Consider the following 25,728-nt stretch of genomic DNA (forward strand, 5'->3'; position numbering starts at 1 on the left):
ATACGTTTAAGGGAATTAGTAAAACAAGTGCACATTATTAGTACGTTCGAGAGCTTTGTTTAATGCACTACCTGCGTTATTGATAAACGATGATATATCGTGGTCGGAGCTTGATAGCCCTGCAATACCTATGCTTAAAGTAACGCTAAATTTGCTTCCGTCAACGTTCAATACCGTGTTTGCGATTTCTGCTCTGGCACGTTCAGCAATTAATTTGACTTGATTTGATTCTTTGGCAACGAAAAGTACACCATAAGTTGACTCATCAATATGTCCGAATTTTTCATAATGTTTGAGATATTTCTTCACTTTTTCAATTACCATCATTTGAGCGAATTCGTAGCGGTCCCAATGTTTTTCGGGGTCGAGCGCTGCATATCGGTCAATTTTAAATATACATAATGTCAAATCTGTGTTCATATCTCGGCTTCTGTCCATTTCTTCTTCAATTCGCTTATAAAACGCCGTAGGGTTGAGCAAACCTGATTCATTGTTTAGCAGTTGCGAACTATTCAGGCTTTCCATTAGGTGCATTCGTTCGATAGCATTTCCGGCATGAATCCCCAAAATTTCCAAGATAGTTATATCGAAATCTGATAAATTGTTAGGTGACACATTTTCAACAAACATTGCTCCATAGACGCCGGTTGCTGAACGAAGCGGAATACTGATAAATTCGCCCGATTCCAATTTTGGTTCAAACTTTGTATGCCTGACACCGCGAATATCTTTTGCAGTATGTCTGGAAGTTTTGCAAGAGGTAATTGTATTGCCCACGATTGAATCTTCGAATGTTATTTCCTGACCTGCGGAATAGTTGAAAGCCGATTTGACTGCTTTAAGTTCCCAAATTTGCTTTTCGGAATTGAAACCTATTACGCCTGTGGTTTGATAATCAAATAATCTCGATACCGAATCAACAATAATTTCAGCCAAATTTTCTGTACCGTCTTTGCTCGAAGTAGCAATATAATTGAACAAATTGACTGCTTCCAAGGTTTTCGATGCTTGCAATAAATCATATTTTTGCGTATAGCTTTTGACAAGTGCAGAAATTAGCTTGGTAAAATGCCCCAAGAATGCAACTGTTGACGAGCTGTAAGCATCGTTTGAAGAGGAATCGGCACAAAGAACACCAACAGGATGCTCGCCCCAAAACACAGGCACACCAACAAAGGACATCATCTGAGAATATTGGTTGTAATAAGGAATCAAATCAAGTTCGGCAGATGGATTAATATCAGTCAATATTTCAGGCTTTGCATTTTCCAAGATTTGGCTCAATATATCGGATGAAATCGGAATCCGTTTTTTACCTGAAAGTAATTCCGGTTTATTAGTAGCAAAAGCTTCCAAAATAAATTCGTTGTTATCGTAATCGGCAAGCAAAAACAAAGCTGTACGCGAATCGGTTATTGAGCGTATTATTATTAAAATTCGAGACAAAAAGTATTCAAATTCTTTGCGAGGCTCATCCCCGAGTATTTGGTCTGTTTCAGTAAATACCGAAATTGGTATGTCAATTTTCTTCTCTGTGAATCTTTTCGGCTCTTGATTAGTTGGTATCTTGGGTTGCTCTTCGATAACTTTTTCATGTGTCTCAACCGGTCCGGCAAGCTCTTCAACTATTGGCTCTATATCTTGAACATCATAAATTTCCTCAAGTTCATCGTACTCCTCACTTGTCATTGTTTTTTTAGCTTCCGGTTCATTTTCATCTTGATGAATTTGTTCATTTTCATCTTGATGAATTTGTTCATTTTCATCGTAATGTTCAATCTCTTCAGCAATATTTGTATATGTGTTTTCAGAATTTATTTTGTCTTTAATCAATATCTTTTCTTCTAATTCAGTATTTTTTGCCATTTCTTCGGGAGTTGTCGAAACCGCAGTATGAGTACGTTTTGTAATACCTACAATACGCATACCGGAAGTGCTTTCGTTATACGAAAATCCCGAAGAGCGAGTATCAGCTGCATATGATTTTGATGCGACTTTGGAGTTCTCTCGATTTGATTTCTCTTTAGTTTTATCAGTTTCAGAATCGAATTTCATGTAGGCTTTTTCAGCCATCGGGAATTCATCGTCTTTGCCAAATGATTCCTCAAAATTTTCTACCGTACGCCGAGTACCGGTATAATCTTTTGTTGTAGTTACCTCAAAATCGTGTCCCTCTGAGGCTTTTGGAAATGGATTTCGGACAACATCAGAATTACGTTGCGAAATCAGCATGAATAACGCTACCGCACCGAGTACTGCCACACTGACGCCGATAAGTCGCACTGCACTGTCCTCGAAAAAAATTGCTATCACCAAACCGATTAGAACTACAATTACAGGTATTACATCAATCGGCGAAATAATTTCCTTAAAATTGGACTTTCTCTTGCTCATTTTATTATCATAAATGTATTAGAAATTGCAAACCCCCTGAAAAAAAAATATGATATGATAAAATATACCATACCATATTCTCTAAGATAAGCAATTTTTGCCAAATAGCAAAAACATGTTTAAAGGTTTACCACATATACATATTTTCTAATTTCCAATGTCTTGTAGTTTCGATTGTTTGCTTAAAATCTTCAGACAATAGCGGATAGGTAAAATCCAACTTATAAACAGCCTTGAATTCATTTACTGTTCCGCGTGGATGAAGCATCATTGTATAATTGGCAGTTCCTGTGACGTCTGATAGTTTCAATAATCTCAATATATCGAACATGCGGACATTTGAAGCTTGTGGAGTGAATTTTTCAGATTGACCTACTATTACATAATTCTTAGGTGTAATTTGTGAAAGAGTAAATTTTGCCGAATCAATAAATTGGGAATTTTCAATCGAGACAGTAAATGCCTTTGTCCATGATGTATCCTTAGCTGCTTTGAACGTAGGAGGTATTGATTTTACAATATCGAAATAATTATTCAGAATGCCATCCGATAAGCCGATAAGCCAAGTATTTTTGACTAAGGAATCGCTGGGACCTGTTTTTGGGTTTGTCAGATATTCTCTTTGTGCTTCCAATCTATCTCCCTCGACATTCACTATTTCATTGTAGGGAGAATAAGTAATCTTATATGTCATCCCTAAAGGAATTGAAGCGATTTTGTAATCATCAATTCCGGGCATTCTCATATCATCGGCTTGAGAATTGAAAACAATTGTTGTATCTCCGTCCGAAAACTTGTATTCCAATGAATCTACTGAAACTTCAATTTGGTTGAACCCATCTTTTGATGCTTCATTCGGCGCTCTCAAACCAAAGTGATATGTCAATTCTCTGTCGAATTTCTTGGATGTGCCGTCACTAAAATTTCGAGTGATTTTCGAAATCTCAGTAAATGTATAGGTGTGATGCACATTGACAGGAAAATTCACCCTAACTGTATATGTCATTGGTTCTGTTCCGGGGCTTGCTTTTTCCTGAGAATATAAACTTTCAGAGCCAATCAGAACAGTCAAAATTAAAATGGCAAAAAATACTTTCATTTCCTAAACTCCTTTGATACACAATTTATATAAACTCCATGCAGCAAGTGTCATTCCATCCCACAACTCGCCACTCTTGATTAACGAATCAATCTCAATTTCGTTAAATTTCAAAATCGAGAATTCCTCTCCGGCATCCGGTTGATTATCTTCAAAACTCAACTCTTCAGCAAAAAACACATGACAAATTTCGTTTGTCACCCCATTTAAAGGATTAAACTCGCCAATTTTTTTAATCGAACCTGCGATTAATCCGGCTTCTTCCTTTAGTTCACATTTGGCATTATCTTCAATACTGTTGGCTGATTTGATTCCACCACCAGGGAATTCTATGCTGAATCTGCTGTTTAGATAACGAAATTGCTTGACAAGGACAAAATTCCCATCCTTTAATCGTGGAATTACAAATACAGAGCCGGGTGTTTCAATAAAAAAGTAATCGCCGACTTCGTTATTTGGCATTCGGTATTCATTTTTCCGATAAACCCAATATGGGTTTGCGTGGATTATTTCTTGCTTTATCGTATCAAATTTCATCTTTTTCCCACTGGAATTTACTATTTGTTTACAGCGACTATTTCACTTTCGGGGAAGAAAAATCCAATTTCGCGTAAAGCATTTTCATCGGAATCGCTTCCATGAATTGCATTTGCTTCGATTCCTGTCCCAAATCTTGCTCGTATTGTACCGGCTTCAGCTTTCTTTGGGTCTGTAGCTCCGATTAAAGTACGAAATGATTCAACTGCATTATCTTTTTCCAATGCAAGTGGCACGATTGTTCCGCTTGTCATATAGTCAATTAGTTCGCCGTAAAAGGGTCTTTCTTTGTGAACAGCGTAAAATTCTCCGGCTACTTCCGGGCTAATTTTTGTAAGTTTCATACCCAAAATCCTGAATCCTGCTTGTTGTATAGCAGCTATGATTTCGCCACTAACATTTTTAGCGGTTGCATCAGGTTTGATAATTGCTAAAGTTTTATTCGACATTGCATCCTCCATAATTATAATAACACATTAGTTTGTTTTTTATCTCAAAGTCAATTGATTTATTTTCAAAAATAAAAGCGATGTTTAGTAACACCGCTTCTAAAATAAGACGATTAATATTCATTTCTATTCATTGTTGCTTGCATTATCGTCGCTCGAATCAAACACAATCACGTTTTTAGGATTATCGGGAAACTTAACTACTGGCTCCTCAACCGGTTTTGTCTCAACCGGAGGTTTTGCCGTCGTTACTGTGATACCTTTTTTGCGTCTGCCTCTTCTGCGAGCGATTGCTCTTTCCAAAGGTGTCATATTCGATGTATCAAGGACTTTCTTTGGCTTTTTCGGTGCTTTTTCTTTTGCTTCCGGAGAGTCAACCGACCCGGTAGCAACTGCTTTAGCAGCAGTCCTTTCATCTTTCGGCGGTCTTCCTGGTTTTCTTTTAGGAGTTCCGTCAGTTGCTACGGGCGTTGCAGTTTTTGCAACGGCGGCTTCATTTTTAAATGGTCTTCCACGCTTTTTTTTAGGTGCTGCATCTGTTGCTACGGGAGCCACAGCTTTAGCAACTGATTCTTCATTTTTCGGCGGTCTTCCTGGTTTTCTTTTAGGAGTTCCGTCAGTTGCTACGGGAGCCACAGTTTTTGCAACGGCGGCTTCATTTTTAAATGGTCTTCCCCTCTTTTTTTTAGGAGCAGCATCCGTCGCTACCGGAGCCACAGCTTGTGTAGCGGTAGCCTCCGTCTTGCGTGGTCTGCCTTGTCTTCTTTTTGGAGCAACTTCAGTCGCTGCGGGAGCCACAGATTTTGCAACGGCGCTTTCACTTTTTGGTGGTCTGCCTTGTCTTCTTTTTGGAGCAGCTTCAGTCGCTGCGGGAGCCACAGTTTTTGCAACGGCGCTTTCACTTTTTGGTGGTCTGCCTTGTCTTCTTTTTGGAGTTGATGAAACCAATTTCAAAGCATCAAGCACTGTTTGACCAATTTTTGCTGGTGTTTCAACAACAAATATTCCTGCTGCTTTGAGAGCTTTGATTTTTTCCTCAGCAGTACCTTTTCCACCGGAAATAATGGCACCTGCATGTCCCATACGTCTTCCGGGAGGTGCCGTTCTACCTGCTATGAAAGCTATTACAGGTTTTTGCACATTTTTCGCAATATATGCTGCAGCATCTTCTTCCGCCGAACCACCGATTTCGCCAATCATGACGATTGCATGAGTGTTAGGGTCTTCGTTGAAATATTTGATTGCATCAATATGTTGAGTTCCGATAATCGGGTCGCCGCCAATTCCAATACAAGTTGATTGACCTAAACCCAAATCGGTTAACTGCTTTACTGCTTCATAAGTCAAAGTGCCGGAGCGAGAAACAACACCGATATTACCTTTTTTATGAATAAAACCGGGCATAATACCAATTTTTGCTTCATCAGGCGTGATTACACCCGGGCAATTCGGTCCAATAAGTATTGAGTTAGAATTGTCCAAGGCATGCTTTACCGGAATCATATCACGAATAGGAATGCCTTCCGTAATACAAATTATAACCTTGATTTTTGCACTAATTGCTTCTAAAATCGCATCAGCAGCATAAGGTGGCGGAACAAAAATTACCGAAGTATTTGCACCCGTTTTTTTGACTGCTTCACTTACGGAATTGAAAAGTGGCACAGCGGATTTGAACATAATGTCGCCTTTGCCGCCATACAACATTCCACCTTTGCCCGGAGTTACACCCGCTACAACAGGAGTGCCATACTCAATCATTTGCGAAGTATGAAAAGTACCTTCCGAACCTGTGATGCCCTGTACGAGCAATTTTGTTTGTTTTCCTACTAAAACACTCATTAGTCGTTCCTGAATTATTTTTTAATTGTATTTCAAATTATTATTTTTTAAATTATTTTAATATTTGCTAAATTATTAATTAACTACGAATGATAATGATAGAAAATATTTTAATAATTTTATTTTTTTCAAAAAGCATTTTCAATATGTGTTATTTCAAATGGGCGAACTGTTGCATCAATACCGACAAAATCCAGCCTGCACTCTCTATCGTTTATTTTATTAACATATAAATATCCTTCGGCTGTTTTGCGAATCGTTTTTCGCTTTGATAGTGGTACAGTATCGTAAATTGTACCGTATTCAACTGATGTTCGGGCTTTGACTTCTACGAAAACAAGTATTTTGCCAATTTGAGCAACTATATCTATTTCGCCCAATTTCCCAAAATGAAAATTCCTCTTAATTATTGTGTAACCTTTTTCGGTCAAATAATTAGCCGCAATATCTTCAAATTTTGAGCCGATTGAGCGCGTTGAATCAGTCATTTGTATTTACATCTACTCCATTTTTTTCTATTTCAATTGGATAATCACCTGTAAAGCAAGCTGTACAATAATCAATCCCTTCTTCCTGAGGGACAGATTCCATCAATTTCTCTTTCGATAAATAATGAATTGAGTCAACACCGATATATTCGCCAATTTTTTCAATCGAATCGTGATGATTTGCAATTAATTCCTCTTCACTTGGGAAATCCATTCCATAAAAGCACGGATGCTTGATTGGCGGCGAACTGATTAATAAATGCAATTTTTTGGGATTTGCTTCTCGGACTAATTTAACCAATGCCTTTGAAGTTGTTCCGCGTACTATCGAATCATCTACGAGCACAACGGTTTTGCCTTCAATAACACCTTTCACCACATTGAATTTCGCTTTTACCCTAAATTCTCTGTTATTTTGCCCCGGGGCGATAAATGTTCTGCCAATATAGTGACTTCGGATTAATCCCAACTCAAATAAGGTTTCGTTGCCGTTTGCCGAGTTAACTCTCGAAAAACCGATAGTTGCGGTATTTGCACTGTCAGGCACTGGAACTGCTCTGATTTTATCATCTTTATCGACGATTGGCATTTCTTCACCCAATTTTTTACCAAGTTTTCGGCGAACCTTATCTACACTATGCCCAAAAATTTTGCTGTCCGGACGCGAAAAATAAATATATTCGAATATGCAATGGTGGGCGATAGGTGTTTCGTCAACGATTTTAAAAGATTTAATTTCGCCGGTTTTTAAAGTGTCTTGGTCAATTTGAATAATCTCATTGTGATGGACGCTTCGGATATATTCGGCACTTATAATATCGAATGCTGCAGTTTCGGAGGCAACTATATATGCCCAACCGTGCTCGGTTTTTAATCTTCCGATGCTAAGAGGGCGAACACCATGTGGGTCACGAGCTGCAATTAGTGTATCATCGGTCAACATTGTCAATGAATAAGCACCGTGAGCAGTTTGGAGTGCATCTCTGACTTTTTCGATTCGGGTTTCTTTTTTACTTTTGGCGATTAAATGCAAAAACAATTCGGAATCTGTTGTAGTTTGGAAAATCGAACCTTCCTGAATCAATTTATTTCGTAATGTCTTTGTATTGGTCAAATTGCCATTGTGAGCCAAAGCAAAAATCCCGTCATTATAAATCATGCTAAAAGGCTGAATATTATTTGCCGATGATGAGCCTGTCGTCGAGTAACGATTATGCCCGATAGCCATATCGCCTTTTAGAGTTTGGGTCAAAACATTAGGCTCGGAAAAAACATCTAACACCAAGCCCGGACCACGTTTTGCAGCAAATCTCTTTTTGTTTTTTTTCTCATCATGGTAAATACTTATTATTCCGGCTGCTTCTTGCCCGCGATGTTGCAAAGCATGAAGAGCATAATAGGTCATGATTGATGCTTGGGGATGCCCGTAAACTCCTACAATTGCACAATTTGGACGAGCTTTGTCTAATTCGGAAACTAAGATAGATTTATTATTTGGATGTTGCTTCATTTTAAAATGTGTTTCTCATATACTCAAATTACAAAAATACGGATTTATTCTTTTTTCTTCCGAAAGTGGAAAACTTTTTGAGTTTAGTTTCAATTGTCTCGAAAATAATATTCGCTTAAGTCATCAAATTTTATGTTTGTTATTATCCAATCGTGCTTTGGTGAACGATAAAAAGTGAATATCCATCGCACAGGATAATTTGAATGTATGCCTAAATAGTTCAATCTGATGTAAGAATTACTTACTAAGTCTGCATATACAGGCTCGTAGCTGTATATTTTACCATATAATCCGATTGCTCTTCTGGTTTGGACAACTAAGTTATTCAAATCCTCTTTTTGGTTCATTATCGGACTATTTTGCAACAATTCCTCGTATGCCTTATTTAAGTCTTCTGATTTCAATGTTTCAAAAAAATTTCCGACTCGGTTTTTCAGGCTCGTTGGGACTTCGTCAAAACCTTGTCCTTGAGTATTAGAAGCAGAGTGTTGCAATCCGCCGTCTTGGGCAAACATTACAAAGCTCATCAAAAAAAACATAGCTAACAGTATTTTCATTTTATTCTTTTGTCGTTATTTCAAATCTAAAATTACAAAAAATATTGGAAAAAAAAATGCTTTGTTTAATTTAACTTTACGATTTTTTTCACATGTTGCAATTCTTTACGGTTTAAATGTCTATAGGTTCCTCTTGGCAACCCCGATACGTTTATCCCTGCAAATGTCTTCCTGTCAAGTTGTTTGACTTCATACTCGAAAGTTTCAAATATCCGTCTTACTTCGTGATTTTTCCCTTCGCGTAATGTAATCGTAACTTTCGATTTATCATAAGTATGGATGAATAATTCGCATGGTTGTGTCATTTCGCCGTTTTCGAGTTCTACGCCCTGCGAAATTGCTTTTGCGTCTTCGGTCTTAAGTACTTGGTCTAATTTCACATCATAAACGCGCTCAATTTCATAAGATGGATGAGTCAGCCTATGAGCAAGTTCGCCATCGTTAGTCAGCAAAAGCACTCCTGTTGTATTACGGTCTAATCGCCCTACAGGATAAATTCTTGCATGTTTTTTGACTATATCAAGAACGGTTTTTCTACCTAATTCATCGTCGGTGGTAGTTATCACATTTTTGGGTTTATTCAGTACAATGTAAATGGGCATAGTCTTTTCCTTCACGGGGTCGCCATGCACAGTTACAAAGTCTGTTTTGTTCACTTTCGTGCCGGGTTGGTCAACCACTATACCGTTTACTTTTACGGCACCATCCAGAATCAATTCATCGGCTTTTCGACGCGAAGTTATTCCGGCGTCGGCGATAAATTTGTTCAACCTGATATCAACATCAAGCTCACTTTCGCCTTTTTTCTTTGGGCGAGTGCTCTTTGCTTTTGTCGTAGTTTTGTTCGAGCTGACAATTTCTCTTTTTTTCGTCACAGTTTTCATTTTTTCAATCCGTTTAAGTCAGAAACAACATGGCAACACCGATTACTGAAACCGATGCTCCTATTAATGCTCTTGCATTTATTTTTTCTTTGTAAAATATGTAAGTTACGGGTAATATCATAATTGGTACAGTTGACATTAGTGTTGCGGCGATTCCTACCTGAGTGTTTGTCAATGCTACAAAACTCAGCGTTATGCCTAAGTATGGTCCAATCACCGAACCAAGTGCTACGAGTCCAAATGTCTTTTTATCTCTTTTGTATAATTTTACCGGATTTTTGTATCTGCCTATAAAAAATGCTGCCGGTAACAAAAATACTACAGACGATGCAATACGGACAAAAGTGGCTGTGATGCTATGAATATCTCCATCAGAATATGCCATTTTTGCAAGTATCAACCCAATGCCTTGCCCTGCGGCACCTAATAATGCGTACATCAGTCCTTTGGCAGTCATCTGAAATTGTCGGTTGCCTGTGCTTGGTCTGCGGTCAATTATGACAATAAAAATCCCGCTGAGAGTTACTAAAATTCCAATTATTGCATAAAAGGACATCACTTCGCCGAGTACGAAATATGCCAGAATGCCGGCGATAGCGGGATTGACAGAATAAATTAGCATTGTCATCCGAGGTCCAATCGCACTGAATGATTTGAATAGAAAAGAATCTCCAACCACCAACCCAACTATACCGCTTAATGTCAACATCAGAAGTTGGTAACTCGTAACTGAGTAACTCAGCCCAAAAATCAAAATGGTAATAGCTAACAAGATTGTTGCTAACGCCATTCTGTCAACGTTAAGTTGGATGGGACCTAATTTAATGGTTGCAGCCGTGAATACTATAGACGCATTAGACCATAGTAAAGCTGCTGTAAGTGCCGAAATTTCCCCTATAAACAAATTATGTCCCAAAGTAAAATGCAAAAATACGAAACATTTAATGAAATTTGCTTAACTCTTTTTGGGACTTTCGATTGAACGTCGGAAAATTTCGAATGTCAATAGTGAATCCAAATCATTGCATGATTTAGGATTTGCCAAATTTGCATTGTTGACTATATTTTGCACAATATCCTTGTCGTAATAGCCACTTGAGAGTGTTTCTGAGGAATTGAGATAATCGCGAATTTCACTCCCAAATAACCTGAACATCTCCACAGCATAATCTCTGCGATATTTACTCTTGGTGAGTTTTATATAGAGCCTGGAAGTAAGAGTGCCAAAATTGAAAGGAATTACGTGCGACCCTTTGATTAAATTTATCTCAGCGAGTTGAGGATAAGTTTGTTTAATTGTTTCTTTATAAAATTTTCCATTCGATTTACGATTGAAGTCTAATTCAACCAAAGCTCGGTTCATTATGGGTTGGTTGAATGGACTTAAGCTGATAGAGCTATTATCAGCCCGACTTTGTTTTCCGGAAATATTGTTGCCGATTTTGTAATCAATTGCGAAACTATCTAATCGTTTTTCTAAATTTTGAACTTGGTTCAAAGCATATAAATTAATAATTTCATCTGCTTTTTCGAGAGATATGCTTTTTATTTTTTGTTTGAGAGCTTTATCAAAAAAACGAGGTCTTGGTGATTTCAATAGTTCATATAGTCTGAATTTATCAATTTTTCCCAATCCATATTTAGATGAATAATATATTGCCGAAAAGTCAGAATGCCGCCCGATTTCTGCCCAACCGGCATCTATTTGAATCAGCCCTGATTTGTAAATATTGTCACTCAGACGCATGAATAGATATTCCGAAGCGACAGAATTGCTTTTATTGCCCTCTACATAATTGATAATATCATCAAAAGTAAAAGGATAGCTTTCCAAATCGTCACTATCTAAAATCGAGTGTTCAATACCCACTAATTTACAAATTTTTGCGGCTGTAATATTGTCGGGGTGGTCGGCAAATCCTATGCTGACTGCCTTCAAATCCGATTTGGCGGGCTTCATCAACGAAAGTAGAAATCTCGAATCTAATCCGCCGGACATTGATATTGCTGACTGAAAATCATCAATTTCCGGAAATGAAAGTTGAATAATCTCATTTTTGATTTCTTCTTCAGTTTTTGGATATTCACTGGGGGCTTGTAATTTGGAGCGTTCCCGAATTAGCCCCTTTTCAGTCAATTTCAGCTGCAACATCTCAGCACCGCAATACCTTGTGATGCCGTGAGCATAAGATTCTTTGTCAAGCTGCACTTTAAGCAAAAATCCGGTTGCTAACCAATTTTGATTAAGTTTGAACCCACCGACAATATCAGCAATAAATCTCGCTTCGGTACTTATTATGCTGTACCCGTCGCCGGCGTATTCATAGAATTCACGAAAGCCCAGAATATCATTAGCTACAGTTAGCGTGTTGTTGCCTCTGGTGCAAAAAATAAAATGCCCCTCAAAAGAACTCGCTTTTGAAGGGTTTTGTGCGACTTCATCGAGATTTTCATTTCTGACTAATATATACTTGTCTTTTATTTTTTGTAGGGGCACTCCGCATACAGCTATGTCCGATTCGGAATTTCGTCTGTAAGCAAAAGTTTCTTTAAGTCCGCCACCTGCGAGCAGGTAATCAGGCGAAGAGATAATCACTTTATCTCCAAATCTATTGGCGGCAAGCTCCCGAATGGATTCAGGAATATGTCCGAACACTGCAAAAATAAAAGTCAAGGCTACCCACCCTCCCTGCCATTAGTCAGTATTTCTTGTGGGCTATACTTTTTTTCGTTACCCATTAAGCATCACCTCCAAAATTTATACTTATTGTTAGACAGATAATTCTTAAATTGCAAAGTATGAATAAAAAAAACGGAAATCAAATTTTAAAAAAAAATATATCGGTTTCGATTCTCTACTTAATGTCCGCTGACTTTGTCAACGCTGTATTAGGTATTTTATTTGCGTTTGTTCTGGGAAGATTTTTCGGAGCTGAGTATCTCGGGATATATACATTTTCATTTATGCTCGCCACAATGCTCTGGACTTTGGGCGAATCCGGTTATGAAGTCGAAATACCGCGTGAAATTGCTCAAAAGCCCGATAGGATGAAGGAACTCATCAGCGATGCACAGGTATTTAAAACGCGTATTCTCTTGTTCGGATTCCCGATTTTTTGCCTTTATGGTATCATTGCTCTCGGTGAATTGTCTTTTCTGGCAATTATACCATGGGTGATTCCGGCTTCTACGAATATGACTTTGAGGTCTGTTTGTCGTGGACTAAAGATGTTCCCGAGTATTTCAGTAATCGAAATCAGCACAGCATTATTCATGTATCCGGCGATGGCTTTTACTCTGTGGTTTACCGAGAATATTGCTTATGTCTTTCTGGTATTGGTCGCCTCTGAGTTTATTAAAATGCTCTTGTATTTATATACAGTACGCAAAATCGAAAATTTTCCATTAAGCTTGCTATTGCCCTATAATAAGTCATTGTTCTCCTTCAGTTCGATGATAGCAAGAATCAAAGAGCGACGTGGATTCACTTTTGTAAATTTGCTGTCGATGATGCAATACAGGTCAACATTGTTGATTTTACCCATGCTTCAAAGCAACTACATGGTTGGAGTTTATACTGTGGGAATGCGATTTGTCACGCTTCTTAAGTTGCTCCCGGCGTCCACAATCAATGTTCTTTTGCCTGAATTTTCCTCCGAAAACAAGACCGAGCATAAGTCATTACTAGTGAAATCGCTTTCGTTTATGTTTTTAATCAATGCAGCGATTGCTTTCACAATTTTTGCATTAGCTGAATTAATAATTGATTTGACATTTCAAATTCCCGAAGCGATTGAAATTCTGAGAATAATGATATGGGCAATCATACCAATTTCGATGCACCAGATAATCGAATCATATTTGATTTCGCGGAACTTTGAACTGCAAATCTCCAAATCCTTGTTTGGTACTGCTTTGTTTACATTACTGGCGGTAATAGTTGTAAATTTCTTTTATGGTATTAACAGTATAGCTTATATCTTTGTAGTTAGTGAAATTGCACTTTTAACACTTTACTTATTTTTATTGAAAAAAAGTGGAAAACGAGAAAGAAAATAAAGATTCAGGCGAAGAAAAAGAAGAAATTGGCTTTATGGGGCATTTGGATGAACTCAGAAAGCGGATAATATTTGCATTTGTTGGCATAGTCATCGGCTGTATTATATCCGGTTTCTTCATCGAACAACTAATGGACTACATACTGCTCGCACCGGCTCAAGCAGCTAAATTAAGTTTGCAAAATTTGCAGCCATTCGGTATACCGTTTTTGTATTTCAAAGTGATATTCATAACCGGCTTCATAATCTCATTTCCATTTTTGCTTTGGCAAATTTGGCTCTTCATAGCCCCGGGCTTGTATGAGAATGAGAGAAAGTGGGCAAGTAAGATTACTTTCTTTACTTCGATATCCTTTTTCGTTGGTGTTGCATTCGCTTACTTTTTAATGATTCCGTCTATGCTTGGCTTTGCTGCAACTTTCGGTACGGATAAAATCAGAACAGATATTGATGTCAACGCCTACTTCGGATTTGTGACATTAATGATTTTAGCTTCCGGGATAATATTCGAAATGCCAATGGTATCCTATGTCTTGGCTAAAGCAGGTTTAATCACATCAAAAGGACTTAGGTCCTATTGGCGGCACGCAGTTGTTGTTATTATCATTTTAGCTGCCATACTTACTCCGACACCCGACCCAATTAACCAGATGTTTTTTGCGTTGCCGCTTTTTATTTTGTATGAAATTAGTATTTGGATTGTTAAATTAGTCGAAAAGAAACCAAAAGATGAATAATACGATAAGTAATATATTTTCGTTACTAATTTATTATTCAAGTATGAATTTTTCGTACTATAAGTAATTTTATTAAAAAGATGATGACTTTAAACGATATAATAAAACCTGTAAAAGATGATTTGAAAGAGTTCTCGAGCTATTTCAAAGGAACACTTAACACTAATGTTCCCTTGTTGAACTTAATAATCAAATATGTCGCTCAACGCAAGGGCAAGCAACTTCGTCCGATTTTAGTTTTCCTTTCTGCGAAAATATGCGGCGAAGTTAATCCACGTTCGTTTGTAGGAGCATCATTGGTAGAACTGCTCCATTCGGCTACTCTGATTCATGACGATGTAGTTGATGAAGCATCCGAGCGCCGCGGTTTGGCTTCAATCAATGCCAAATGGAATAATAAAATTGCTGTACTCATAGGTGATTTCTTGCTTTCCAAGGGGTTGTTGACTGCAATCGACAATGAAGAATTTGATTTTTTACATGCTGTTTCAGTTGCTGTAAAACGTATGAGCGAAGGGGAATTATTATCCATTGACAAAAGTCGCAGCACATCAATAGACGAGGAAACTTATTTCCGTATAATTGGCGATAAGACTGCTTCATTGCTGTCATCTTGTTGTAAAATTGGTGCCATGAGCGCCACTACAAATACTGAGTATCACCAAGCTCTAAGCGAATATGGCGAAAACATTGGCATTGCATTCCAAATCAAAGACGATATGCTTGATTATACTTCACGCAGCGTTTTAATCGGCAAGCCCGTCGGCAACGACATCAAAGAGAAAAAAATTACGCTGCCATTGCTCTATGCTTTGAGCAAATTGGACGAAAACGATGCCGATAAAATTAAAAAAAGAATTTTGAAAGGTAAAATGACTAAGGGCGAAATTGTCGAACTCATCGAGCAAGTTGTGCAAATGGGAGGTATAGATTATGCTGAAAGAATTGCAAAAGAATACGTTGACAAAGCGAAATCATATCTTGAAATTTTCCCTGAATCTCCGGCAAAAACTTCCTTTTTGCAATTTGCTGATTTTGTTATTTTGCGTACAAATTAATAATATTGGGATTTGATTAGCATGGAAGATATTAATGTACTTTTTGCAATAGAAGCGGAAGAACTTCTCGCCGAAGGTCGGATTGATGAGGCTATATCGCTTTGCGAGCGTGGGCTCGAAGTTTACCCCGATTACGCTGCCGCTGTTGCTATCTTGGCTCATGCTTATTCGCTTAGCGGAGATTCGCAACGTTCGCAACAAGTTATCGAAAAATTTGCTGTCAATATTATCCAAAACAAGCCTTCTAAAAATAGGACAAAAGAAATTCAATCTGAACCAATTGAAAACATTGTCGAAACATTTGATAAGATGGAGGAGATTAATGAAACAATTGAAGCTGAAACCGAAACTGAACTCGAGCAGATTAATGAGGCAGAAATTCCGGTTCGTACTGACATTAAATTAGCCGCATTTTATACGAAATCTAATGATGAATCAATTGAATTGAAAAAGAATCGAAATCAAAAATTAACAATGTCGAGATTTTATTCCGATGCCGGCAATCGCAAATTGGCTCCCAAATATCGTAAAAAAATTGTCAGGACAATTGCTATCGAAAGCGATGAATTTTTCAAATTGGATGATATTCGCGGTTTGCCGGTGACTGAAACCTATGCAAATATTCTTATCCGTCAAGGAAATTTCAGCAAAGCAAAGGCAATTTATAGAGAACTAATCAAAATTCAGCCCGAAAAAGAACAATATTTCGAATCAAAAATTTCCGAAATCAACTGACAACTAAGTCATCGCCTTGCGGAATAAGGCAATCTACATTATTATATTGCGGATTATTTACCGAATAAGTCACCGGATACGCCCTCAATTTATATGAATGAATTGGTTTCAGCTTATCTTGTAACATATTAAAGTCAACTTTAGTATCCAACCACAGGCTTATATCCTCAGGGTCCAAAATCACGGGCATTCGGTTGTGAATAAGTGCCATCAATGTATTTGGCTCGGTTGTAATAATTGTTGCCGTAGTAATTATTTCGTTGTTCTCGTTTTTCCAGTTATCGTACAAACCTGCAAAACACATCACTTCGTCTTTATTCATTGTGATGTAATGCGGTATTTGGTCATTGCTCGCCTTGAACCATTCGTAAAAACCGGATGCAAGAATTATACATCTATAGCGATTCAAAAGCCGCTTGAACGAAGCTTTATCTGCAAGTGTTTCAGCTCGTGCATTTATCATTTTATTTCCGATAGAACTGTCCTTAGCCCAAGACGGAATTAGCCCCCATCTGAAATATGAAAGAGCAATCGATTCTCCTTCACTCTTCAAACATGCAATTGATGCTGTAGGAGCTATGTTATAACTATTTCTTATTTCATTCTGAATCTTAATATTGGGCACCAATTTCTCAACATCTTTTGCCGTTGCTTTTAGTGCAAATCTTTCACACATATTCAAAAACCTAAACATTTTCCAATTTCCAAAATTAATAAAAAAATCGTTACTCCGTTGTATCATTCATTATGTAAAATAGATGTATTTTTGAACATGAATGATAAAACGGCAAAAGAAGCTACTCGCAAACGATTGAATGAAATTGAATCGGAGCTCACATCATTAAAAGCTAAACAAGGAATTTTGTCTGCGAAATGGCTTAGGGAAAAGAGTGCTATTAGCACTATCAGGGCTTGTAAAAAAGAATTAGAGAACCTGAAAATTTCTGCGGAAAATTTTGAACGTGACGGCGAACTTGCGAAAGTTGCCGAAATCAGATACGGAAAATTGCCCGAAATCGAGAAAAAACTTCATGATGCTAATCAATTTCTCCAAGAAATTCAGTCCGACGGAAAAATGTTGAAAGAAGAGGTTGATGCCGAAGACATCGCCGAAGTAGTATCAAAATCTACCGGTATTCCCGTTAATCGAATGTTGGAATCCGAACTAATCAAATTGCTGAAAATGGAAGAACGTATCCATGAAAGAGTAATCGGGCAAGAAGAAGCAGTCATCGCCGTTTCCAATGCCATCAGACGCTCAAGAGCCGGATTGCAAGATATAAATCGCCCGATAGGTTCCTTCATCTTCATTGGCTCTACCGGTGTCGGGAAAACAGAATTGGCGAAGGCATTAGCAGAATTTTTATTCGATGACGAGCAAGCTGTCATTCGCATTGATATGAGCGAGTATATGGAAAAATTCTCAGTTTCGAGATTGCTGGGTGCACCTCCCGGCTATGTCGGTTATGAAGAAGGTGGGCAACTCACCGAAGCTGTTCGCCGAAAACCATATTCTGTACTACTTTTGGACGAATTTGAAAAAGCTCATGCGGACGTTTTCAATATTTTATTGCAAGTGCTCGATGACGGAAGATTAACTGACGGCAAAGGCAGACTCGTTGATTTCAAAAATACGATTATAATTATGACATCAAACTTGGGCACGGAATTTATCCAAGACAAATTGAATCTAATTGATGAAAGCAATCGTGAAGAGATTATGTCCGATATAAAAATCCTAATTGTAGAGCAATTACATAAACGATTAAGACCCGAATTCTTGAACCGTGTTGATGAAATAGTGCTTTTCAAACCTCTGACAAGTAAAGAAATCAAAAAAATTGCCGAACTACAATTAGGCAGGCTTGGTAAAATGCTCGCTCTGAAAAATATGGGTTACGAAGTTTCCGAAGCCGCTTTAGAATGGCTTGCAAATATTGGGTTCGACCCGCAATTTGGAGCCAGACTGCTCAAACGTGCTATTCAGAAGTATATTACTGACCCTTTATCGGTTAAATTGCTTTCAGCGGAATTTAGTTCGGGAGATAAAATTTACATAGATTGCTTAGAAAATGGAAAATTTATTTTTTCTAAAAAGTAAATTGATATAAATTGCTTATATGAATAAGTTATACTTTAAAAAACATATTTTATTTGTGGCATTCGCTGTTTTAATTGCAGCGATGGGTGGCAATTCATGCTCAACACCAAAGGAAGTAGCCATCAAACCACTCTATTTCCCTGCTGTTTCCGAAATTCAGAAGGGCGAATCAGCAAAATTATCCTGGAAGTTTGAAGGTGCTGAAAAAATCAGAATCGAAAATTTGCGCCGAAATTACGACCCAACTGATAGCATAACCGTCAAACCGGACGCCACTACTATCTACAATTTCCTTGCAATTCGAGGAATTGATACAGTATTGTTCAAATGGCATGTATTTGTCAAAGTGCCCGAAGATATTATTACTACCGGCACAGACCATGTAAGCGATGTAACTCCCTCATTTTTGCAATCTGAATATTTTTCAGGTTTGATTAATTATACTGCCAATGTAAAGCCAAAAAATTTTCGCATACTTTCTCATATGATTGACAATGACAAAATCAATATGAATCTTTTGGTTTTCGATGAATTCGGGAATTTCATCAGAGGGCTTGATAATAATTCAAAGTTTGGCAATGATTTGGTCGCTACTATGATTGACATCCCTTCCGAAAAAATTAGCAATCTAAAAATTTTATCATTCAAAAAATATCAAAATGAATCAAAACATATTGATATGGCTGTATTGCTTGATAACTCCGCTATTGCCGGTGATTACTATCCGATTTTCGATAATTTTAAAACTTTTACCAAAGGATTGAGCGACAAAGACAGAATCATGTTTCGCTCATTCAACCAAAAAATAAATACATCAGTCGCTTTACAAAATGCCGACAAATTTAATAATTTCATTCGTAATGTCGGTATAGAAAAAGCGAGTGGTTTCAGTGCTGTTTACAAATCAGGGCTCAGCACTTTGCAAGCTTTTGCTTCGCAGAAATCAGACAATAAACAAATTTTCGTATTGATTGCATATAGCACGGACAATTCCTCGCTTGTTTATGACCGAAATGATATGGTAGAGTTTGCCGTATCGCAAGGTATTCCGATTTATGTAATCGGAATCGGAAATGCGGTAGATACTTACTCATTAAAATATCTTTGCGATAACACAGGTGGAAAATACTACGGTTTGGACGATACTCAGATTAATGATTTGCCAAAAGTTTTCAATGAGATTGCATTTTCAGTCCAAAAAGGCTATGCACTGACTTTGTCCTATAAAAATTCCGAAAATCCAAGTGAAAATTATAGAAATGTTATCCTCAGCCACAATACGATTTTGCCCAGAATTGCAGATACAGTCAAAATTCCGATTACACGCGAAAAGCAGTTCTTCCGCTATCAAGCCGTTGCATCATTCGAGCAACGCGATACTGTCTTGAGCCGCGATTTCGACGAGACAATCAGCACACTCGCTCGCGTTTTATCCGAAAGTCCCGGGCGGAAAATTGAATTGATTGGCAATAGCAGTATAGAGGGCAATGATGAAGAATCACACAAATTGGCACTGAAACGTGCTCAAGAGGTCAGACGCAGACTTATCGAATTAGGAGCCGACCCCGCTATGATACGGATACGTTCCGAAGGCTCGAACAATCCGATTTATTATTTGCAAAATTCATATTGGGCGCAATATTACAATCGCCGAGTGGAATTGCGTTGGCTCGACCCGGACTATTTGCCATTTGAAATAATTTCGGGCTATGAAGATTCGGAATATGACGCACTTCTCCAAGTGGAAGAATGGGAAAATATCGGCTATCGCTCATACTACGACCGAGTTTTGCAGAATAATCTTCCATTGTATCGCGTTAAAATTTGGGGATATAAAACTCAACAAGATGCCCAAGAAGTAGCTTCGAAGCTTGCCAAACGATACACTGATTTTCAATTTGAAATTCGCTAATCCAAAGCTTTTTTGGTCAATTTTGCTGCATTTAATCCACTGATTGCAGCACCTTCTATCGTTGCGGGAAGCCCTGTATCGCACCAATCACCCGCTATGAACAATCTCCCTATTTCGGTAGATTCGCGTGGGCGTTGCTTTTCGTTTTCGCAAGTAAAAAGCGGTGTTGCAAATTTTTCGATTATCACTTTTTGCCTGATTGCTTTAATTTCCTTGCCTAATTTGAAAATCTCTCTAATTTCCTCGAAAACGAGCTCTGCTATTTCATCTAAAGACATTTTCATGAGACTTTCAGCGGCGCTGACAGTAACTGTAATATGTCCGCCAAACTTGGGCGATTCTACATCTATCAGGCGTCTGCGGTTGAAGACCCATTGCGAATGATAGCCAATAATTCCGGCAAAATCAAAATCGAACAAATCCTGCTCAAACCAAAAATAAACCGAAATAATTGGAGAGTAGTTCATTTTTGCAGTGAATTCCGCAATCGGCGAATTTGCAGGAAGTAATTTCTGAAGCGAATAGGGTGGAACGGCTATTATCACTGCATCAGCTTCGATTATTTCCCCGTTCGATAAAGTAACTCCGGTGCAAACATTATCAACTATATTCAATTTATCAACTTTTGCCGATAATCTGAGCTTAGAATTATGCATCGCAAGAAATTCTCCGAGCGGCTCCAACAAATGATTCAAATCTTTCGTTGGGAACATCAACACAGCGGATTGTCTATCTGCAAAAAAGGCTTTTTTCAATACATTTACGAGCAATTTTGCAGGAGCAATTTTCAATTCGGCGTTGATTGTGGCTAATATCAAAGGTTCCCAAAATAAAGTGATTAAGTCGTCGCCCTGATTATGCCTCTTTAGAAAAGTGAGGCAATCTTCATCAGTATTGCCTTCCAAACCCGCTTTCAGCTTTACAGCAAGTGAAATTGCAGCAAGTTTTGACGAAAATTTGATATTTTTGAGAGCTAATAATCCGTAAAACATTCCCAAACTACCCGGCAATTTTGAAGTGTCTAAACTCGTAATTCCATCTTTTGTATAAAAATCAATAGACAAAGATTTTTGCTTCTTAATTTTATCATCTGTACCCAAAATTTCGAGAATTTTAAGGAATCTGAGGTATGCACCCGTAAGCAAATGTTGCCCGTTATCAATCAAATCGCCCGAAGCTTTGTCTTCGATAGAGTAGATTCTGCCACCGATTTGAGCCTTTTGCTCAAGCAACTCGAGCTCAAATCCAGATTGGCAAATCTCTAACGCTGCGGAAATTCCGGCAACACCTGCTCCGATAATAATCACTTTTTTCATGTACAAAAGTAACAAGCATTCGTCATGTAATTCAAAGAAATTTTTGAATATTTGCAAAACATATTTTTTTGTGATTTAAAATGATATTATATTTGTAATCTGTATTTTTGCGGACGTGGCGGAATTGGCAGACGCGCTAGACTTAGGATCTAGTACCGAAAGGTGTGAGAGTTCGACTCTCTCCGTCCGTACTTTAATAATTGTCTTAGGATTTTGAAATTGGAACACTCGATAAAAGAACTGAATGCGAGCGAACAAGAGATTACTGTAACCTTGAGCGGCGACTATTTGCGTCCTGAATACGAAAAGGCTTACAGGAAAGTTCAACCCGATATTCAACATGGGGGTTTTCGCAAAGGAAAAGTGCCCATAAATTTAATCAAACAGCTTTACGGCAAATCTATCGAAGCCGAAGCTGAACAAGACATTATTTCGGATGCTTTTGCTAAGATTGCCACCGATAACAAAATTCATGTGGTCGGTCAACCTCACTTGCATGATGTCAAGCATGAAAATGGGAATTTGACTTTTATCGTTCATTACGAAGTTATTCCTCAAATTACCCTAAACGAATACAAGGGGTTGGTGATTGACGAGCCTGTTCATACTGTCAATGATGAGGAAGTTGACAATTATGTCAAAAATCTTTGCGTCCAAAATGCTAGCTTCGAAAATACTGAGCAAGTTGTAGATTACGACCATGTGGTTGGAATCAAACTCACCGAAATGGACGAGCAATCGGGATTGCCATTGATTGGCGCCAAAACCGAAGAAATGCACGTTTATTTGAATGATAAGCAGTTAGCAGACTCGCTCAAACAATCATTGCTCAACACTAAAAGCGGCGATACTTTCACTTATATTCATGAAATTCCAAATCAGGGCACCAAAAAGTTCCAAGTTACGGTAAATGAAGTTCAAAAAGTTGTACCCGCCGAATTCACTGACGAATTCGTTGTAGAAATTTCCAAGGGTAAGTATTCCAATGTTGCAGATTTCCGTGAAGAAGTCGGATTTATGCTTCAAGATGATTGGGACAAACGTAGTCGCAGCGAGATGGAAAACAATCTCATAAACAAAATTGTCGAACTCAACCTCGAGTTCCCATTGCCACAATCCATAGTGAATTTGGCAGCAATTGATTATTATCGCGATATGGTCAAACAATACGACCCCAAGGCGAAAGTTGACAAAATTGACACATTGCCTGACCAACTAAAAGAGCATATCACTCCAATTGCAGAGCGTCTTGTCAGATGGGAGTTAATACGCACTAAAATTATCGAACTCGAAGACTTGAAAGTCGAAGACCACGACATCGAGGAATTCATACAAAAGAATGCCGAAAAGGCAGGATTAGAATCGGACAAATTAAGACATCAATTATTACATGATGAAAGATTTACTAACACTATTTTGGTTAAAAAGACAATGGATTTATTATTAGACTTTTCAGTGACGAACGAAGTCCCGTTCGGCAGTGGTGAAAATGACTATGACCCACTTGCGATGGGCGGAATTGATGATTTCGACGATGAAATCGATGATGATGAATTCGATGATGATATTGACTTCGACGAAGACGATATCTTAGACCCCGACTTGATTGACGATGAATTAATGAACGAGGATTTTGACGACGAAGACGACGACGACGAAGAAGAAGACAAATAATTCATTTGTTTGACCCCAATTTCAAAACTGATGATTTTAAATTAATGCCTATCTGAATTCGTTTATAGATAGGCATATTTTTAAATTTTAGGAAAGATTCTGAATGAACAACCAATTAATACCGATAGTAATCGAACAAACAAGCAGGGGAGAGAGGTCCTTTGATATTTATTCACGTTTGCTGAAAGAGAGAATCATTTTTATTGGGCAACCAATTGATGATTATATGGCAAACTTAGTAATTGCACAATTGCTATTCTTATCGAGCGAAGACCCCAAAAAAGACATAAATTTGTACATCAATTCCCCGGGCGGAAGCGTTACTTCCGGTTTGGCTATTTACGATACAATGCAATTTGTCAAACCCGATATAAGCACCATTTGCATGGGTATGGGAGCCTCGATGGCTCAAGTATTGTTGTGTGCAGGAGCAAAAGGCAAACGTTATGCATTGCCAAATGCGAGAATTTTATTGCACCAACCATCAGGTGGAACACAAGGGCAATCCACAGACATAGAAATTTATTCGAGAGAAATCATTCGAATGAGAGACAGTCTATATCAAATTATTGCCAAACACACAGGCAAAGATGTAGAACAAATCAAAATTGATGCGGACAGAGACAAATATATGTCCTCACGCGATGCCGTTGAATATGGAATCATTGACTCAATTTTGGAAACAATTCCCGATTCCCCCAATGCTAAACCTGAAGAATCGAAGTAATTGTAATGAAAACTAAAGAAAATGTAAAATGTTCCTTTTGTGGCAGAAATGCCAAGGACGTCACCGGACTAATCGAAGGACCGGAAAAAGTCTTTATTTGTGATTTTTGTGTTGATAGTGCCGTTGATATTTTGCGACATAATAAAGTTAGTTCGCTCGAATTGCAAGACCGCCACGAAATTCCCAAGCCGTCAGAAATAAAATCATATTTAGACGAATATGTAATCGGTCAAGATTACGCCAAGCGAGTGCTAAGTGTCGCTGTCTATAATCATTACAAGCGAATTCGCTCCAACGAAGCACGTTCCGGCAAAAACGATATCGAACTCGAAAAAAGCAATATTTTGTTTATAGGACCAACCGGTACAGGGAAGACTTTAATGGCAAAAACTCTTGCCAAATTTTTGAAAGTACCATTTGCGATTGCCGATGCAACTACGATTACGGAAGCGGGATACGTTGGCGATGATGTTGAAACAGTCTTGCTCAATTTGCTCCAACATGCTAACTACAATGTAGAAGCCGCCCAACGCGGAATAATTTACATTGACGAAATTGACAAAATCGGTCGCAAAAGCGAATCTTCGTCAATCACTCGCGATGTTTCCGGCGAAGGCGTCCAACAAGCATTGCTGAAAATTCTCGAAGGCACTCGCTCGGGAGTTCCGCCCAAAGGTGGGCGAAAACATCCCGAACAACCTTTGATTTATATTGATACAACCAACATTCTCTTCATTTGCGGTGGTGCATTTGAAGGAATGGAAAAAGTGATAGCGACACGGCTGAAAAACAGCACAATCGGATTTACTGCTGAATCGGGCGAAACGGTCGAAGAAAATTTGGGATTACTCAAACATGCAGAACCGCAAGATTTGCTCAAATTCGGCTTTATACCCGAAATTATTGGCAGATTGCCCGTGCTCGCAGCGCTCGAAGAACTGACAGATTCGGCTTTGCTCGATATTTTGACACGTCCGAAAAATGCGATTATCAAGCAATTCGAAAAACTCTTTTCTCTCGAAAATGTAGAAGTCGAATTCACAAGCGATGCTTTAGAAGCCATCGTAGCGAAAGCAAAGTTACGCAAAACGGGTGCTCGCGCCCTTCGCTCAATCGTCGAAGAATCAATGTTGAATGTTATGTACGAAGTTCCGGACAAGAAAAATCTCCATAAAGTGATTATTGCTAAGGAAGTCTTCTCCGAAAACGCAGAACCGCAATATATTTACAAAAAAAATAAGCAAACTGCATAATTTTTTGCAAATTTTGTTTGCACTAACAAATTTAACTCGTATATTTGTAGTTCTATTAAGTAAAAAAATTGGAAATAATTTAAAATGACTGCAGTAGTTGAAATAGCAGGTGTACAATTTACGGTACATCAAAACGATATGCTCAATGTTCCATTGCTTCCGGGCGAGCCGGGCAACACAGTGAGCTTCGACAATATTCTATTTGCTGAAAAAGACGGTGCTACTCAAATTGGTACTCCATACCTCGAAGGCAACGTACAAGCAAAGATTATTGAGCACGGCAAAGGCGACAAAGTTCTTGTATTCCACAAGCACCGCCGCAAAGGATACCGTAAACTAAACGGACACCGTGCCAAATATACTCAAATTGAAATTACAAATATCAACATTTAATTAA

At 38.2% G+C, this 25,728-nt stretch carries 21 protein-coding genes, 1 tRNA gene and 2 pseudogenes; 11 read left to right on the forward strand and 13 right to left on the reverse strand.

Annotated elements, in window-relative coordinates:
• Positions 1 to 15: 15 nt before the first annotated feature.
• From M9949_08885 to M9949_08935, 11 genes and pseudogenes are all read right to left on the reverse strand, one after another.
• Complete coding sequence (locus M9949_08885; protein ID MCO5251521.1) at positions 16 to 2,394, reverse strand: GAF domain-containing protein; 2,379 nt, start codon at positions 2,392 to 2,394, stop codon at positions 16 to 18.
• 127 nt (positions 2,395 to 2,521) lie between these two features.
• Positions 2,522 to 3,493 carry a hypothetical protein gene (locus M9949_08890; protein MCO5251522.1) on the reverse strand — a complete coding sequence of 324 codons (972 nt, stop codon included), beginning with the start codon at positions 3,491 to 3,493 and terminating at the stop codon, positions 2,522 to 2,524.
• Positions 3,494 to 3,496: 3 nt separating this feature from the next.
• On the reverse strand, positions 3,497 to 4,030 hold the full coding sequence (locus M9949_08895; protein MCO5251523.1) for an NUDIX hydrolase: 534 nt from the start codon (positions 4,028 to 4,030) through the stop codon (positions 3,497 to 3,499).
• Positions 4,031 to 4,050: 20 nt separating this feature from the next.
• On the reverse strand, positions 4,051 to 4,479 hold the full coding sequence (ndk, locus tag M9949_08900) for a nucleoside-diphosphate kinase (GenBank protein MCO5251524.1): 429 nt from the start codon (positions 4,477 to 4,479) through the stop codon (positions 4,051 to 4,053).
• Positions 4,480 to 5,430: 951 nt separating this feature from the next.
• Positions 5,431 to 6,321: pseudogene (sucD, locus tag M9949_08905) on the reverse strand (succinate--CoA ligase subunit alpha).
• Positions 6,322 to 6,449: 128 nt separating this feature from the next.
• Positions 6,450 to 6,809, reverse strand: coding sequence for a YraN family protein (locus M9949_08910; protein MCO5251525.1), 360 nt, complete (start codon positions 6,807 to 6,809; stop codon positions 6,450 to 6,452).
• Positions 6,802 to 8,214, reverse strand: coding sequence for an amidophosphoribosyltransferase (gene purF, locus M9949_08915; protein MCO5251526.1), 1,413 nt, complete (start codon positions 8,212 to 8,214; stop codon positions 6,802 to 6,804). The genes M9949_08910 and purF overlap by 8 nt, the downstream gene beginning before the upstream one ends.
• Positions 8,215 to 8,408: 194 nt before the next feature.
• Entirely contained in the window at positions 8,409 to 8,876 is a 468-nt protein-coding gene (locus M9949_08920) for a hypothetical protein (protein MCO5251527.1), read from the reverse strand.
• Between the two features lie 65 nt (positions 8,877 to 8,941).
• The gene (locus M9949_08925; GenBank protein ID MCO5251528.1) at positions 8,942 to 9,760 is read right to left on the reverse strand and encodes an rRNA pseudouridine synthase; all 819 of its coding nucleotides are present in this window, start codon (positions 9,758 to 9,760) and stop codon (positions 8,942 to 8,944) included.
• 13 nt (positions 9,761 to 9,773) lie between these two features.
• The gene (locus M9949_08930; GenBank protein ID MCO5251529.1) at positions 9,774 to 10,664 is read right to left on the reverse strand and encodes a DMT family transporter; all 891 of its coding nucleotides are present in this window, start codon (positions 10,662 to 10,664) and stop codon (positions 9,774 to 9,776) included.
• Between the two features lie 51 nt (positions 10,665 to 10,715).
• Positions 10,716 to 12,434: an asparagine synthase-related protein gene (locus M9949_08935; GenBank protein ID MCO5251530.1), complete on the reverse strand. Its 1,719-nt coding sequence runs from the start codon at positions 12,432 to 12,434 to the stop codon at positions 10,716 to 10,718.
• 125 nt (positions 12,435 to 12,559) lie between these two features.
• On the opposite strand from M9949_08935, the gene M9949_08940 reads away from it, so the two are divergent.
• The 4 genes from M9949_08940 to M9949_08955 all read left to right on the forward strand — a co-directional run bounded on the left by M9949_08940 (position 12,560) and on the right by M9949_08955 (position 16,348).
• Complete coding sequence (locus M9949_08940) at positions 12,560 to 13,819, forward strand: oligosaccharide flippase family protein (protein ID MCO5251531.1); 1,260 nt, start codon at positions 12,560 to 12,562, stop codon at positions 13,817 to 13,819.
• On the forward strand, positions 13,797 to 14,555 hold the full coding sequence (tatC, locus tag M9949_08945; GenBank protein ID MCO5251532.1) for a twin-arginine translocase subunit TatC: 759 nt from the start codon (positions 13,797 to 13,799) through the stop codon (positions 14,553 to 14,555). The genes M9949_08940 and tatC overlap by 23 nt, the downstream gene beginning before the upstream one ends.
• 80 nt (positions 14,556 to 14,635) lie before the next feature.
• A complete protein-coding gene (locus tag M9949_08950) occupies positions 14,636 to 15,613 on the forward strand; it encodes a polyprenyl synthetase family protein (protein ID MCO5251533.1) in 978 nt (325 codons plus the stop codon).
• A gap of 21 nt (positions 15,614 to 15,634) precedes the next feature.
• Positions 15,635 to 16,348 carry a hypothetical protein gene (locus M9949_08955; protein MCO5251534.1) on the forward strand — a complete coding sequence of 238 codons (714 nt, stop codon included), beginning with the start codon at positions 15,635 to 15,637 and terminating at the stop codon, positions 16,346 to 16,348.
• On the opposite strand, the gene M9949_08960 is transcribed toward M9949_08955, so the two are convergent.
• Complete coding sequence (locus M9949_08960; protein MCO5251535.1) at positions 16,341 to 17,024, reverse strand: SOS response-associated peptidase; 684 nt, start codon at positions 17,022 to 17,024, stop codon at positions 16,341 to 16,343. The genes M9949_08955 and M9949_08960 overlap by 8 nt on opposite strands.
• A gap of 192 nt (positions 17,025 to 17,216) precedes the next feature.
• Between M9949_08960 and M9949_08965 the strand changes: the two are divergent.
• A pseudogene (locus M9949_08965) lies at positions 17,217 to 18,449 on the forward strand (AAA family ATPase).
• Positions 18,450 to 18,468: 19 nt separating this feature from the next.
• A complete protein-coding gene (locus M9949_08970; GenBank protein ID MCO5251536.1) occupies positions 18,469 to 20,361 on the forward strand; it encodes an OmpA family protein in 1,893 nt (630 codons plus the stop codon).
• Here the strand turns inward: M9949_08970 and hpnE are convergent.
• Positions 20,358 to 21,677 carry a hydroxysqualene dehydroxylase HpnE gene (gene hpnE, locus M9949_08975; protein MCO5251537.1) on the reverse strand — a complete coding sequence of 440 codons (1,320 nt, stop codon included), beginning with the start codon at positions 21,675 to 21,677 and terminating at the stop codon, positions 20,358 to 20,360. The genes M9949_08970 and hpnE overlap by 4 nt on opposite strands.
• Positions 21,678 to 21,786: 109 nt before the next feature.
• Here hpnE and M9949_08980 point away from each other — a divergent pair.
• The 5 genes from M9949_08980 (at position 21,787) to rplU (ending at position 25,724) form a co-directional block, all read left to right on the forward strand.
• Positions 21,787 to 21,868: transfer RNA gene (locus M9949_08980), tRNA-Leu, on the forward strand.
• A gap of 28 nt (positions 21,869 to 21,896) precedes the next feature.
• Entirely contained in the window at positions 21,897 to 23,351 is a 1,455-nt protein-coding gene (tig, locus tag M9949_08985) for a trigger factor (protein ID MCO5251538.1), read from the forward strand.
• Positions 23,352 to 23,454: 103 nt separating this feature from the next.
• Positions 23,455 to 24,078 (forward strand): ATP-dependent Clp endopeptidase proteolytic subunit ClpP, encoded by a 624-nt coding sequence (clpP, locus tag M9949_08990; GenBank protein MCO5251539.1) that lies wholly within the window; start codon positions 23,455 to 23,457, stop codon positions 24,076 to 24,078.
• A gap of 5 nt (positions 24,079 to 24,083) precedes the next feature.
• Positions 24,084 to 25,331: an ATP-dependent Clp protease ATP-binding subunit ClpX gene (gene clpX / locus M9949_08995; GenBank protein ID MCO5251540.1), complete on the forward strand. Its 1,248-nt coding sequence runs from the start codon at positions 24,084 to 24,086 to the stop codon at positions 25,329 to 25,331.
• A gap of 84 nt (positions 25,332 to 25,415) precedes the next feature.
• Positions 25,416 to 25,724: a 50S ribosomal protein L21 gene (gene rplU, locus M9949_09000; GenBank protein MCO5251541.1), complete on the forward strand. Its 309-nt coding sequence runs from the start codon at positions 25,416 to 25,418 to the stop codon at positions 25,722 to 25,724.
• The last annotated feature ends 4 nt before the right edge of the window (positions 25,725 to 25,728 follow it).

It is taken from the genome of Candidatus Kapaibacterium sp. (assembly GCA_023957315.1).
Lineage (GTDB): Bacteria > Bacteroidota > Ignavibacteria > Kapaibacteriales > UBA2268 > PGYU01.